Raw genomic sequence first — 13,000 nt, forward strand, 5'->3', positions numbered from 1 at the left:
GATTTGTAGTGGTTTTGGCGTCCAGCGGTGTCCAGTGGCATCCACTTGCATCCACGAAAAAAGTGAGTCAGGCTGTGTGTCAGCGGGCTAGATGCCCCTAGACGACTCACAGGCGCTCGACTCACATGCTGACCGACACCAAGTTGCGCTCGCTCAAGCCGAAGGCCAGTCCCTTCCGTGTGGCTGATGCCAACGGCTTGTGCATCGAAGTGCGCCCATCGGGAGCCAAGGTCTGGCGTTACCGCTATCGCTACCTGGGCAAGGCCAGCATCGTCACGCTTGATGAGTACCCCTCAATGTCGCTGCAGGCTGCTCGCGTCGAGCGCGACCGTCTGCGCTCATTGCTGCGCGGCGGGGCAAATCCTGCTCAGGTGGCTCGGGTGGAGAAGGCCGCACATGGCGAGCGGTCCGCCAACACCTTCAGTGCCATCGGCCTTGAGCTGCTGGCAAAGCGCACTAAGGAGGGGCTGTCTCCCGGGTCGGTCGTGCGGGAGCGCAGGCTGATCGAGAAGGATCTGGCCGGGCTGGCGGACCTGCCTATCGGGGACATTACTGCTCCGGTTCTGCTGGCTGCACTCAGGAAGCTGGAACAGAGAGGCGTAGTCGAGACTGCCCATCGCGCCCGGGCCCATGCCGGCCGAATCTTCCGCTATGCCATCGCCACCGGTCGTGCTGATAGGAATCCGGCCCAGGATCTAACCGGGGCGCTCGAGCAGCCGCAGACGAAACACTTTGCGAGCGTGACCGACCCCGCCGTCATCGGCGATCTATTGCGCGCGCTGTGGGGCTATCAGGGAGCGTTAGTCACCCAGGCGGCGCTGAAGCTGGCGCCTATGCTGTTCGTGCGTCCGGGCGAGCTGCGACAAGCGAAATGGGCCGATATCAATCTGGATGCAGCAGAGTGGCGCTACGTCACCAGCAAGACCAAAACGCCGCACATCGTCCCTCTGTCCGATCAGGCCGTTGCGGTTCTGCGGGAGCTTTACCCGTATACGAAGCGGAGCGAATTTGTCTTCCCTGGCGTCCGCAGCGCGTTGAAGCCAATGAGCGAGAACACGCTGAACGCGGCGCTGCGAAACCTTGGCTTCGACTCAGACACGATGGTTGGCCATGGCTTCCGAGCGATGGCAAGAACCGTGCTGGACGAAGTGCTTGGCTATCGCCCGGACTACATCGAGCATCAGCTGGCGCATGCCGTAAAGGATCCGCTTGGGCGGGCCTACAACCGGGCAACCCACCTGCCGGAACGCCGGAAGATGATGCAGGCCTGGTCTGACTATCTCGACCAGCTGCGCGTTACAGAACCGAACGTGCTGGCCTTCAAAGCCAAGCGCGCCTAATCACCGGAGATAGGCCTTTAAGGAGGGCCGGACAAAGAAGCACAGCGGCATAAACAAAGCGGCCGAGAAAGGGGCGGGAACCCCTAGCTCGGCCTACCACAACCGACTATTGGAGAGTCGATCATGGATTGCAGCATTGTACTTGTTGCGCCTGAACGGGCGCGTTCGGCCAAAAAATGGCCATCAAACACCATCTTGGCAACTCGCCCAATCACGCTCGTCCGAGTCCACCGGTGGCTCGCCCTCAACGACGACGCGAACACATACAAGCTTTGCACCGCGCTATTTGTCGCCGCCTTGGCATTGGCCACTGCTTCCCCTACGTCAGTCGCTACATGCCTGGAGGTGATCTATGGCTGCTTCTGAGGTGACCATTGAGGCCACGTATGGCGTGATTCCAGTGCAGGACAACGCGCCCACGTACAAGATCTGCGCCGGCATCGACACATTGCACGCACTTGGTGACGCCAGCCTTTACGTCAGTTTTGTGCGTTCCTTCTTCAGAACTTGCATGGAGAACGAATCGGTTCCCTCGTTCGATGATCTTGCCGTTCTAGATCATCTCCTGGAGCAATCCCAAGCACTCCGCCGTGCATCGAGGGCCGACTAATGGACGCGACAGCGATGGAAGGGCGTCTCACTGAGCTGCGCCATGCGCTCAACGATGCAGTACAGGCTATGTGGGATATCCAAGGAGTAACCGATCTGCTCCTCAACTCCGGCGAGATGGGAGAGTCAGCGATCCCTGCTGCGGTTCGGGCTGTGGTCAATTTGGTCAACGAGAGAGCTACATCTGCTGCCGAGAAGATCGAGGGGGTTCTGTGAGCCGGGCAATCAGCCAAGCTATAGCGAGGTGCAACGGAGGGGAGGTTACGAGTCCGTCGACGGCGATGGAGGCTGTCCCTGTGGGTGACTGCTCGGCTGGCGAGCACACGGGAGCAGGTATCGCCTACGTGCTCGTCAAGGACGATCTGAGCGCACCAGCCTTGGAGGCTGGCGACGTTCTGTTGGTCGATCTCGGTGTCACCCGGTGGGGATATGACGGCGTCTACGTCGTGGACATCAACGGAGAGCCTGTTGTTCGCTTCGTACAGGACCGAGGGGGTGGAAGGCTATACGTGTACTGCCTATCGCTCATGGATCAAGGGCAATCGCTGCCGCGCGAGTCGGTGTCCATTTTGGCTGCGGTCAAAACCGTTACGAAGATCAGGAGGGTTGCGTGAACAGATCGAGCACGCCTCGACATAGGCGCCCAGTTCGCTTCAACCGGACCCGTGCGAATCCCCTCCAGCGCCTCCCCTTCTATCGCCAGAGCCATGCAAAGGTGGGTGACTACTGGCGAATGCCAGAGGTCGAGAGCTATCTCATGGGTCGAGAAATTGGCAGAGTTTGTGCAATAGCGTTCGTACAGGCGCTTGAGGATGCGGGGAACCGGCCTTGGGCGGAAGAGAGTTTCCAGCTGGCAAAGACTGTAGCCTCTGCAATCGAGATCCACGGTGGGATGATGACCAAGAGCCAGCGAGGCATTGTCGATGGCTTCTTTGGTTGCGGCTCCAAAATTATGGACGTGATGAGAACTGGCATAAAGGCTTCAAGCGGCATGCCGAGGTTTGAGATGGAGCAGATTGAAGACGCGCTAAGTGAGTTGGCCAGCATGACTCCCGAGGAGTACGCAATGCGGAGAGTCGGCCCAATCACCGGAGCAATTCCTGACTCCAAGCGCCATCCTCAGTTCCACCTAGAGTAAGTTCTCTCCGGCGGTGTACTGCCGACGGCATAGCGGGTATTGGAGACCCTGATGAGCAGATTTACGTGTGACGAGAAGTGGTGGCTCGAGACCCTAGAGGTCGTTGAATGGAACGCCTTCGAGGAAATGATTGATTTTCATTTCCCGCCTCCAAGGGACTACGAGGCCCCTAGGTGGTACTACCCAAGGATTGATTGGCGCGCTGTGCTTGTTGTGCTGAATCGTATTTCTGCCTTGGGACAGGAACGACAGGTTGCGCGAGCGCTGTCCACCAATTTTTCCAAGCCTTTGACCATTGACGCCGTGTCCCGATTGTTTGAGGTTCTCGATAGATCAATTCGTCTCTTTCATAAGGTGGCTACTACCCAAGTTGAGCGAAAGAGAAGGGCTCGAGTGATTGCTCAGGCGGCAAGGACCCTGGCCGAGGAGCTAAGTAGTGTCTCCTGTCAAAGCGATCTGCGCCTGGCCAGGTTCTTGCTTTCGGAGGCGGAGGGTCGAAATCGCCGGCTGCCCATCGTGGCTGCGGAAAGGTACGAGGATCTCGCGGCCGTCGCCGATAAGATGACGGAAATCCCTAAGGTCGTGGGCAGTCCTGGAAGTCCCAATGCGCACAAGTTGTACTGTCTGAGGGAGCTGACTGACTACCTTGCAGCGAACTACGGTCGCCCGATGAGGTCGCTCGTCCTAGTGCTCGCAGGGCTCTATTTCGACGTGTCCGACATGACCACAAATGACCTGGCCAAATACGCGCCAGTGAAGAAAGACACCAAGCGAGGTCGTCTTTTTTCACCCCTAAATTTTAGGTGACATCCAGCATTTCTCTTCAATTACGTGAATTCAAGTAGCGCTCCATGCTGTCCGAAACCGACCATTTCGGTCCGGTGCAGGGCAAAAACATGCGAGCAGATGTAACGGGTGATCTTCCGGTCACTGGGTTCATGCGACTTCCGGACGTGCTTCGGGTCTATCCAGTATCACGGTCGACGTGGTGGTCTGGAGTACGTTCTGGGCGCTACCCGCAGCCTTTCAAAATTGGTAGTCGGGCTACGGCTTGGCGTGCTGAAGACATTCGCGCGTTGATCCTCGGCGCGCCCTCTTCGGAGGGGCGTCAATGACTGGATTCGACTTCTCCGATCTCAGCGCCGACCAGCGACGCCTGCTGGATCTCGGTGGCTGGACCGCAGATCACCCCCATGCCGAGACCAAGCCGGGCCGTAAGGATGCCTGGGGCTTGATCGAGCGCGGGCTCCTTCTCGCTGTCAGCGTTCGGAGGCGTGACAGCTACGGCTCTTACTCCCTCACTGAGTACCGGGTGCCGGACACGGCCCGCCGGGCTTGGGCTCAGCATAAGGAGACCTCGGTATGACCTCCGATGCTATCCGGCTTGGGCGCATGGCCGCTCAGGGCCGAACCCTAATGCGCCTGCCCGAGGTGATCGCGGCTTGCGGCATGTCCCGCTCTCTCATCTACAAGATGGCGAAGGATGGCCGTTTCCCCCGACCTATCCGAGTAGCTGCCCGCTTGTCTGCGTGGGACTCGGAGGCGGTGCGGTGCTGGATCGACTCCCGTTGTGAAGAGGGGAGGGCTGCCTGATGGCAACTGGAATGGTCCACGTGGAATTCCACGGCGCCGAGCTCATCGGCCGTCTCCACCAAGGACAACCCTTTGTGGCCATGCGGCCCATCGTGGAAGGCATGGGTCTGGATTGGTCCAAGCAGCTCGAGAAGCTGAAATCTCACCCCGTCCTGGCCCGGCAATTGTCTACCTTAAGGGGGATGGTTGCTGCCGATGGCAAGGGTCGCCAGATGCAGGCGTTGCCCCTGTCTAGGCTCCCGTTCTGGTTGGCCACAGTGAATCCTAACAAGGTGAAGGCTGCCATTCGGCAGCGCGTGGTTCTGTTCCAAGAGCAGGCGGCTGACGTTCTCGCAGCGGCATTCCTCTCGAATGGCACGCGGCAGGATGTGGCAATGGCAAAGCGCGTCGCAGGCACCGTGATGTGCCGCATCCTGCACGACACGCTGGTTGGGCTGGGTCGGGACCCCAAGGGTTACGACTACGCCACTGAGCATCGACTCGTGAATCACTGCATCACTGGGGTCTTTGGCGGCGTCTGTGAGGACTCGCTTTCCACAGACCAGCTCAAGCTGCAGCAAGAGCTCAGGATGCAGAACGCGGTGTGGATCGGGCAGGGCAGGCCATATCGTGAGCGCAAGCCTCTCCTTGAGCAGCATGCAGCCACTTGGTGCAGCTCTCAGCAGATCGGTCGGGAGGCCCCCAATGCTTCCTAGCGCGACTGACAGGCTATTGCATTGCGCCAGCGGACTCTTCGTCTCGCCGAGTACTGGGGAGCTATGGAGCGCCTGCGGGCGGACGGTAGGCCGGAGATACCGTGACGGGTACATCAGGGTCATTCACCGCCGGGCAGGTGGTTCTTGCACAACCTGGTATGCCCACAGGCTCGTGTGGGAGGCCGTCCACGGTCCTGTACCCAAGAGGATGGAGGTGGACCACCTCGATGGTGATTCGTCGAACAACAGGCTGGACAACCTGCAATTGGTGACTGGTTCGGAGAATCGCCGACTTCAACGCGCACGGAACATAGCCAAGTTCGGCAGCCCCTCCTCCCAGTGCAAGCTCAGCGTTGCAGAGGTGGAAGCTGTCCTGCGCACGGTGGGAATCGTTCCAACCAAGGTTTGGGCGCGCCGCTACGGCGTGAATAGTTCAACTATCAGGTGCATCCGCAAGAAGAAGACTTGGCGTCACGTGGACGCAGGGACGACCTGTAGAGCCAAACGTCCTAAGCGCGGCTGAGGCCGTGTTCCTTGCCCTTGGGGGGGCACATGCACAGTACAAGCCAGGACCGCGCCCAGCGGTCTCCGGAGGGCGGCGCCAGCTATGGCCAGACGCAACCCAAGAAGAACACTGACAGGCGGCGCCAGAAGCTCGTAGGGCGGTCGAAGGGCGCGCCGTTCCTGATGCTTGAGCACAGGATTTCCGACTCACCGGAGTTCGGCCAGCTATCTGGTAACGCCGTAAAGCTGCTGCTGGAACTGGCCCGGCAGTACAGGCCTGGCAAAAACGGCGATTTGAGCATCCCCTGGTCGATGCTCTCGACCCGTGGTTGGAGGAGCAAGGCGACCGTGCACGGCGCCAAGCTTGAGCTCCTCGCCGCAGGCTGGATCATCGAGACGCGCAAAGGTGGCAAGAACATGTGCAGCCTGTATGCGCTGACCTATTACGCCGTCGATGAGTCCGAAAAGCACCTTGAGCCACCGACCGTAACTCCACTGAACCTGTGGAGGAATCGAAATGGGTAGTCGCTATGTAGGCCAACTAGGTCGCTATGCAGGCCAATCCCGCTATGAGTTGGCCCGCATAGAGACCTACGAGGTCGCAATGCAGGCCAGTCAGGCGGTTATCCACACCCCTTCGAGGTCGCTATGTGTACACCCTTCTAGATATATACCAAGCGGAGCGTGCTCTTCCTGCTTCAAAGCATTGGCTTTAGGGCTTCATGCCACGGCGGTCGTTTCTGGACGCCTCCAAGGAGAAGCGCGAACCGGTTCGCGAGGCGGAGTAGTCCGTCTGGCGGACGGGTCGTGCTGGGAGGCCGACCATGGCATCTCGAGAACATGAGCGGTACTTGGAGATGGTGCTGCTGGAGAACGAGGCAGTCGATTTGGTTGTGAGGAGCATCGCTCGTGCGTTTGGCTTCGGGGCGCCAACACGGCCCGCAATCCGGCATGCGACGAGGCGGAGCCCCAGCGAGGAGTGCTGCCCGGATGACGGTGCGTACCTACCTATCCATCGGGTGCACTCGATTGAGCAGGCCGCATCCAAGTACCTGCCGACGCAGGCGGCGGCCCGTAAGCACGCTCTGGATAGGTTCAGCCCGAAGGATCGCCAATCGGTGCTGGACTTTGATCAGAAGGCAGTGATGCGCGCGCCGGCCGCGGCTGATCGTACTCGCCAGCTACGGAGTTGGAAGACGCAGGGCTCGCTTACGGCCGCGCCTGTCAGGGGGTTGAGCAGGTCTGTGCTGCATGCGTTGGCCGATGCTCGGTTGGATGGACCATTGGCGGCATGGCTGATGCTGTACGCCTTAGGCGAAGAGAGTGGCTGGCCGTTGGTGTGTCGATACATGACCGCATGTGGCCACCCAGAGTGGGCAGCGTGGGAAGCGGCACGGAGGATCCTGGACGGGGATCGGCACAGGTCCTATCGGGAAGCGGCTAAGGACCAGGCCTGCCAGGAGAGTCGATTCCGGAGGCAGGTGCAGGCAGCCGAGAAGCGGCTGCTCGACTGGCTTGATCGGGCTAGTCGCCGCGTTGCCGCTGCGATGGGCGCTGTGCACGACTAGTGGACCGCCATAGACGCCGGTGGACGCGGGAGTCAGAAACAACCAAATCCCGACCTATCTAGTAGGACCCCATGTCCCCCCAAGGGCGGGTCCAGGCGACAGCCCCCGAGAGCTGCCGCCTTCTTTCTTTGCCGATGAAGGCGCGCCAGGCGCTCCTTCCCACTCGCAGCCTGGCGACTACAGACGGAGTACCCGAATCCAATGGCCAACTTCTATGAATCTTTTGCTCAAGGCATGCAGAACGGCCTTGAGCGCCAAAAGGCAGTCACGCAGCGCAACATGCTGGCAGAGTTGCAGCAGCTGGCACCCAAGGTCATCGCGGGAGATTTGCCCGCTACCGACCGGGCGTTTGCCCTTGATCCGAAGGCCGCGCAGTCCTATCAGGCCGAAGGAAATCGACAGCAAGACAAGCTCGTTGGATTGGCGAAGTCGCTCACCAAGTTCGCTGGCAATCCGCAGATGCAAGCTGGTATCTACCGCAGCGCCGTTCCGTACTTGAAGCGCAATTTTGGCGCTGAGATCCCTGACGACTTCGACGCGGCCACGGTCATGCCGATTGTCGATCAGGTACTGGCCATCGCCGCTGGTCAACCAACAGCCCAGGGCGAGCAGTTCACCCTTTCGCCGGGCTCCAAGCGCTTCGATGCAACGGGTAAGGTGTTGGCTGAAGTGCCGTTTGCGCCGGCCAACGCCAACATGGTCGATATGCCCGATGGAATGGGCGGCAGCATGAAGATGATCTGGGACCCTCGCGAGCGAAAGCTGAGCGATCTCCCTGGCTCGGGGCAGCAGCCTGTTATGCCGCCTACTGGAGTAGGCCCGACAGGCAATCGCTACAGTCTCGGGTCGGATTTGAATCCGGACGAGCTCGCCGCTGCACAGGCCGATATTGCCGCTGGCGGAACGTTGGACAATGTCATTTTGCCTGACAGGCAAGTGACCGCCGCCGGGAGGATGGGGTACACCCCTCCCAGGCAGCGTGAGGCGCCACAAGGGTACGTCTATCAGGGAGATGCGTTAGTACCCATCCCCGGAGGTCCGGCCGACAACTCATCCCCGCAGGCCATCGCTGCGGGAGAGCAGAATCTCCGGAAAGAGGTGACCCAGAACCTCAAGGAGGATCAGGGCGTCCTGTCCATGTATCGAAACGTCCAGGCGGCGGCCGGCAAGCCGAGTGCAGCCGGCGACCTGAGCCTGATCTTCGCGTTCATGAAGATGCTGGACCCGGGCTCAGTAGTACGCGAGCAGGAATTTGCCAATGCGCAGAACGCTGCGGGTGTTCCGGATCAGGTGCGTAATGCCTACAACAAGGCCATCAGTGGCCAGCGGCTGAATCCCACACAGCGCCAGGACTTCCTCAACCAAGCCGCTCAGCTCGCGACCAATGCGCAAGGGCGTATCACCGGGACAGCCCGAAAGTACCAGGACATCGCACGCCAGTACGGATACGACCCGGTGCGTGGCACAGGCATGGCCGACTTTTCTGGTGTCACAAGCAGCGTCGGTGGCGGCCCCGAGTCATCCCCAGGCCCAGCTCGTCCACAGACGGATGCTGACTTCAAGGCTCTTCCCAGCGGCTCTCTCTACATCGACCCGGACGATGGTCGAACCTACCGCAAGAGGTAAGCAATGGCCCGTTTCGATGGAATCCCGGTTGATGAGCCGGCTAAGAGCAAGCCACGATTCTCTGGGGAGCTTGTGGAGCCTGCGAGCTCCACTCCGGCCCCGACGTCGACCGCCCAGCGCAGCCAGGTTGCACCGGATGGATGGAAGCATGGGGCTTTGCGCGACACCATGTTTGGTGCTCGGTCTGTCCTGCAAAGCGCTGGCGGTCTCCTGGGGGCGGTCGGCGGTGACGCCTTCAACAACTACGTGGTCAATCCGATTGCGCGTGCTGTGGGCGCTCAGGAAGCCCGGCCGTACCGGGAGGAGGCTGCGGCTCTCGCCGACTCCCTGGGCCTACCCAAGGCGCAGACGGCGGGAGACCGCGTGCTGGGTGACGTCGGTGAGGCCGTTGCGGGCACTGGCTTGACGCTTGGCATCGGCAGCGGCATCAATGCGCTCGCCGCAATGGTCCCCCGCGCCGCGCAAGCAGGAGTCGCCCCTGCACTCCGTAGCACGGCGCCAGTGGCACAGAACCGCCTAGCCAACTTCTTGACCGCGCAGCCGGGCCTGCAGACTGCGTCTGCGATTACGGGTAGCGCTGCGGCATCAGGAACCAAAGAGGCTGGTGGCTCTCAGCGCAACCAGCTGCTGGCCGGTCTGGCTGGCGGATTTGCACCTGGCGCCCTGAGCGGACTTGCTAGTCTCGCCACGGCTGGTCGAATCAGCGCCACTGGCACAGTGCCAACGGCTGCAGCTGGCGCCGCGCGCCGGGCGGCGAGGGGGAATGATGCCTCGGGCGTACAGAGCATGATTGACGATTTCGCAGCTTCTGGCACCTCGCCCAGTGTCGGGCAAGCCACTGGCAATCGTAGTGCTAGTGCCCTTGAAACCTACCTCGGCAATACTCCAGGTGGCTCGGGCCAGATTGCCCGGCGCGCGGCTGATCAGGCGGCTGCGGCGCGTAACGCCACCGATGACCTGTCCAACAGGATCGCGGCCGGCGGAGCGGACCTGACCCCGACTCAGGTCGGTACGAACATCCAACAGGGCATCTATGGGCCTGGTGGCTTTGTGGATCGAACCGGGTCGGTTTCGGATCGACTGTATAGCGAGTTGGATCGTCATCTTCCGGCAGGTGAAATGGTGCCCGTGTCCAATGCCCGGGGCGCGCTTCAGGAAATCAACGCTGCGATCAACGGGGCGCCGGAGCTCTCCCACTTGTTCGACCAAGCGGCACTTAAGCAGATTGAGCGCGCGCTGGTCAGCGACACCACAGGGGGCGCATCGGTCCTCAGCCGGCCAGGGATGCGTGAGAATGCGGCCGCCTACAGACAGTACTTAGAGCGACAAGCTCAGGAGGCTGCGGAGAGGAATGCGCGCAGGCAGTCGTTGGGAATGACGGTCATGGAACCCGTGCCGAGCCGGGCCGACATCGAGCAGAACCTGAGCAGCACTCTGGGCAACATGGCGGACGGAACGCTGCCGTATCAGGCCCTTAAGGAACTGCGCTCGAAGGTTGGCAAGCAAGTCGGGGCGACGTACCTGATCCGTGACGCGGCCCATGCTGAGTGGAAGAAGCTGTACGCGGCTCTTTCCCGAGACATGGAGGCTGCCGCCACGACGCCGGAGGCAAAAAAGGCGTTCGCCCGGGCGAACAACTACTACCGTCTCAGGGAGCAGCGTTTGGACGCTATCGGCAAGATCGTGCAGAAGGAAGGGGGCCCGGAGGCTGCCTACCAAGCCATGTTTACTGGTGCGCGGAATGGCGCCACTCCCCTGAAGCGTGTGATGGACTCGCTCCCTGCTCAGGTGCGGGCTGACGTCAGTGCATCCTTCTTGCAACGGATGGGGCGCGCCAGCAAGGCCAACCAGAACGCTGCCGGTGATGCCTTCTCGATGGAGACGTTCTTGAGCAACTGGGCGGATATCAGCCCCGAAGCCAAGAAGCAGCTGTTCAGCAATGCGCGCTTCGGGACGGACTACGTCCAGAACGTAAACAAGCTTGCAAGGATGGCCGACTCCATCCGTAGCGGGAGCAAGGTGTTCGCCAATCCACCCGGCACAGCTAAGCAGACTGCGCTCGGCGTGACCCTAGGGGGCACTGGTCTTATCGCCGGGCAGAATGTGTTGCAGGGAAATTTGGGCCAGGCGGCAATCACCGTCGCGTCGACTCTAGCCCTGGCAGGCGCCAACAACCTGCTCGCCAGAATGATGACCAACCCCAAGACGGTCCGCTGGCTCGCTCGAAACACCGAGCGGGATAGCGGCGACATTGCCGGTCAGATCAACACACTGCTGCAGATTGGCAGGGAAGAGGACGACGACGAGGTGGTTGAGCTGGCTCAGCGACTGAAGGCCGAGGCGGCCGGAGGCCGTTAGCCGCCGAAGAAGGTTAGAACCGAGTACACCAGCCCAGCGACTGCGGCTAGGCCCAGAGGGACGGCGATGATGGCCAAGGCGATGGATCTGCCGCCAGCCTTCCCCTCTGGGTAGCGCTGGTTGAAGGCCTCGCTCTTCATGGCGTCCCAGCTCTTCTGGGGATCGTAGTTGTTGGTCTTCCAGTCCATGGCACTGCCTCAATCGGTATCGGCCGGTTGAATCGTAGCACCGACCTGGGGCGGAAGCCCTGCGTAGAGGAAGTGACACCCCATGAGGAAAGAGAACCAACCAGCCGGCGGTGCCAGCCAGCGTGCGGCCAAGCTGGATGTGCCTCTGGAGAAGGGGCAGACCCTGGAGGAGAAGTCGGCCGGGCTGATCGCTGAGGGCATCGCCAGCAACGCTTTCATCAGCCTGTTGTTTGCGCAGCATTCCGGGGTGGCCGGCGGCAACGAGCTGAACGAGCTCGTGAAGTCGACCCGGGCGGCAGTAGGGCGTGCCGCAAAGGGCGAGACCGACCAGGCCGATGGGCTGCTGACCAGCCAAGCCATTGCCCTGAATGCGGTCTTCCTGGAGATGAGCCGTCGAGCGGCCCTCAACATGGGGGAGCACATGGGCGCCATGGAGACCTACATGCGGTTGGCCCTGAAGGCGCAGTCCCAGTGCCGAACCACCCTAGAAACCCTGGCCGAGATCAAGAATCCGAGAGCCGTGGCGTTCGTGAAGCAGGCCAACATTGCTGGCGGCCACCAGCAGGTGAACAACCATCCCCCAGGCAGCTCCGGGCCGGTCCCGGATGAGGCCGGGCGCGCGGAAAGCAAAAGACGGCCAAACGAACTATTGGAGGAGATCTCAGATGCGCAATGGCTGGACCCCAGAGCGGCGCCGGCGACAGGCGCAGGCAATCCAGAGCTGGCGACCGTGGGAGCAGGCCACCGGCCCGCGCAGCGTCGAAGGAAAGGCCAAGGCGGCTAGGAACGCCTGGAAGGGCGGGGAGCGGAAGGCGCTCCGTCAGCTGGCCGCTGTCCTTCGGGAAGTCAAGGGGCTAAGGCAGCGGCTCATTGGCTAGGGCGCGGGAGTTTCTGGACGCCTCCACGCGCACGAGCCCGCCGACCGCCACCCCCGGAGTTTCGCGACAAGTACGCGCACGCGCGCGAGGCCGGTCGGGTCTCCGGAGTTTTCCGACGCCTTTACGCGCGCGTGCTATGCGAGCGAAGCGGCATATGTCGGCCCAACGTCCAGTATTTGGAGCCCCTAAAAGGAGCGGATCCATGTTGCTTTGTGATGCCCCCCAAGTCCTTTCGGCAGAGGGGGAGGTGGACTACGTAGACCTGATCACCCGCGCCGGCCTGGCGAAGGACCTGATCGGGAAGATCAACTGGCACTACCTCCTGCATGAGGACGGGTGTCCTGGGGAGGTTGGTGAGGCGTGTACCTGCGGACTTGTCGTGGCCTTCGTAGGGCGGTCCGCCATGGTCATGGTGGATAGCCAGTACCGGCACAGGGCCGATCCGATCAATTAGTCGACTGTGTGGGGGCCTGAAGCCTTGGTTGGGGGGCCTGATAGGATGC

17 protein-coding genes are annotated in these 13,000 nt (G+C 61.4%); 16 read left to right on the forward strand and 1 reads right to left on the reverse strand.

Annotated elements, in window-relative coordinates; genetic code table 11:
• Positions 1 to 125 precede the first annotated feature (125 nt).
• The 14 genes from AC5P7E_RS05640 to AC5P7E_RS05705 all read left to right on the forward strand — a co-directional run bounded on the left by AC5P7E_RS05640 (position 126) and on the right by AC5P7E_RS05705 (position 11,431).
• Positions 126 to 1,340, forward strand: a complete 1,215-nt coding sequence (locus tag AC5P7E_RS05640; RefSeq protein ID WP_180863510.1) for a tyrosine-type recombinase/integrase — start codon at positions 126 to 128, stop codon at positions 1,338 to 1,340.
• Between the two features lie 352 nt (positions 1,341 to 1,692).
• On the forward strand, positions 1,693 to 1,950 hold the full coding sequence (locus tag AC5P7E_RS05645) for a hypothetical protein (RefSeq protein ID WP_164212587.1): 258 nt from the start codon (positions 1,693 to 1,695) through the stop codon (positions 1,948 to 1,950).
• Between the two features lie 14 nt (positions 1,951 to 1,964).
• Positions 1,965 to 2,165, forward strand: a complete 201-nt coding sequence (locus tag AC5P7E_RS05650; protein ID WP_206619974.1) for a hypothetical protein — start codon at positions 1,965 to 1,967, stop codon at positions 2,163 to 2,165.
• On the forward strand, positions 2,162 to 2,563 hold the full coding sequence (locus AC5P7E_RS05655) for a hypothetical protein (protein ID WP_180863511.1): 402 nt from the start codon (positions 2,162 to 2,164) through the stop codon (positions 2,561 to 2,563). The genes AC5P7E_RS05650 and AC5P7E_RS05655 overlap by 4 nt, the downstream gene beginning before the upstream one ends.
• 143 nt (positions 2,564 to 2,706) lie before the next feature.
• Positions 2,707 to 3,087, forward strand: a complete 381-nt coding sequence (locus AC5P7E_RS05660; protein ID WP_180863512.1) for a hypothetical protein — start codon at positions 2,707 to 2,709, stop codon at positions 3,085 to 3,087.
• Positions 3,088 to 3,138: 51 nt separating this feature from the next.
• On the forward strand, positions 3,139 to 3,894 hold the full coding sequence (locus tag AC5P7E_RS05665) for a hypothetical protein (protein WP_206619976.1): 756 nt from the start codon (positions 3,139 to 3,141) through the stop codon (positions 3,892 to 3,894).
• 131 nt (positions 3,895 to 4,025) lie between these two features.
• Positions 4,026 to 4,202 carry a helix-turn-helix transcriptional regulator gene (locus AC5P7E_RS05670; RefSeq protein ID WP_231298801.1) on the forward strand — a complete coding sequence of 59 codons (177 nt, stop codon included), beginning with the start codon at positions 4,026 to 4,028 and terminating at the stop codon, positions 4,200 to 4,202.
• Positions 4,199 to 4,453, forward strand: a complete 255-nt coding sequence (locus tag AC5P7E_RS05675; RefSeq protein WP_180863514.1) for a hypothetical protein — start codon at positions 4,199 to 4,201, stop codon at positions 4,451 to 4,453. Before AC5P7E_RS05670 ends, AC5P7E_RS05675 begins: the two co-directional genes overlap by 4 nt.
• Positions 4,454 to 4,503: 50 nt before the next feature.
• Complete coding sequence (locus tag AC5P7E_RS05680) at positions 4,504 to 4,680, forward strand: helix-turn-helix transcriptional regulator (protein WP_167692585.1); 177 nt, start codon at positions 4,504 to 4,506, stop codon at positions 4,678 to 4,680.
• A gap of 20 nt (positions 4,681 to 4,700) precedes the next feature.
• Positions 4,701 to 5,375, forward strand: coding sequence for a phage antirepressor N-terminal domain-containing protein (locus AC5P7E_RS05685; RefSeq protein WP_180863516.1), 675 nt, complete (start codon positions 4,701 to 4,703; stop codon positions 5,373 to 5,375).
• Positions 5,365 to 5,898, forward strand: coding sequence for an HNH endonuclease signature motif containing protein (locus AC5P7E_RS05690; protein WP_427915993.1), 534 nt, complete (start codon positions 5,365 to 5,367; stop codon positions 5,896 to 5,898). The genes AC5P7E_RS05685 and AC5P7E_RS05690 overlap by 11 nt, the downstream gene beginning before the upstream one ends.
• A gap of 29 nt (positions 5,899 to 5,927) precedes the next feature.
• Positions 5,928 to 6,404 carry a hypothetical protein gene (locus AC5P7E_RS05695; RefSeq protein WP_180863517.1) on the forward strand — a complete coding sequence of 159 codons (477 nt, stop codon included), beginning with the start codon at positions 5,928 to 5,930 and terminating at the stop codon, positions 6,402 to 6,404.
• Between the two features lie 1,244 nt (positions 6,405 to 7,648).
• On the forward strand, positions 7,649 to 9,073 hold the full coding sequence (locus tag AC5P7E_RS05700; protein WP_257244050.1) for a hypothetical protein: 1,425 nt from the start codon (positions 7,649 to 7,651) through the stop codon (positions 9,071 to 9,073).
• Between the two features lie 3 nt (positions 9,074 to 9,076).
• A complete protein-coding gene (locus AC5P7E_RS05705; RefSeq protein WP_180863518.1) occupies positions 9,077 to 11,431 on the forward strand; it encodes a hypothetical protein in 2,355 nt (784 codons plus the stop codon).
• Here the strand turns inward: AC5P7E_RS05705 and AC5P7E_RS05710 are convergent.
• Positions 11,428 to 11,619: a hypothetical protein gene (locus AC5P7E_RS05710; protein ID WP_154264535.1), complete on the reverse strand. Its 192-nt coding sequence runs from the start codon at positions 11,617 to 11,619 to the stop codon at positions 11,428 to 11,430. The two genes, AC5P7E_RS05705 and AC5P7E_RS05710, sit on opposite strands and share 4 nt — an antisense overlap.
• Before the next feature lie 82 nt (positions 11,620 to 11,701).
• Between AC5P7E_RS05710 and AC5P7E_RS05715 the strand changes: the two genes are divergently transcribed.
• Both AC5P7E_RS05715 and AC5P7E_RS05720 read left to right on the forward strand, forming a co-directional pair.
• Complete coding sequence (locus AC5P7E_RS05715; protein WP_180863519.1) at positions 11,702 to 12,403, forward strand: hypothetical protein; 702 nt, start codon at positions 11,702 to 11,704, stop codon at positions 12,401 to 12,403.
• A 296-nt stretch (positions 12,404 to 12,699) separates the two neighbouring features.
• A complete protein-coding gene (locus tag AC5P7E_RS05720; RefSeq protein WP_180863520.1) occupies positions 12,700 to 12,951 on the forward strand; it encodes a hypothetical protein in 252 nt (83 codons plus the stop codon).
• Positions 12,952 to 13,000 lie beyond the last annotated feature (49 nt).

It is taken from the genome of Stenotrophomonas sp. YJH_SMC_25 (genome assembly GCF_059369595.1).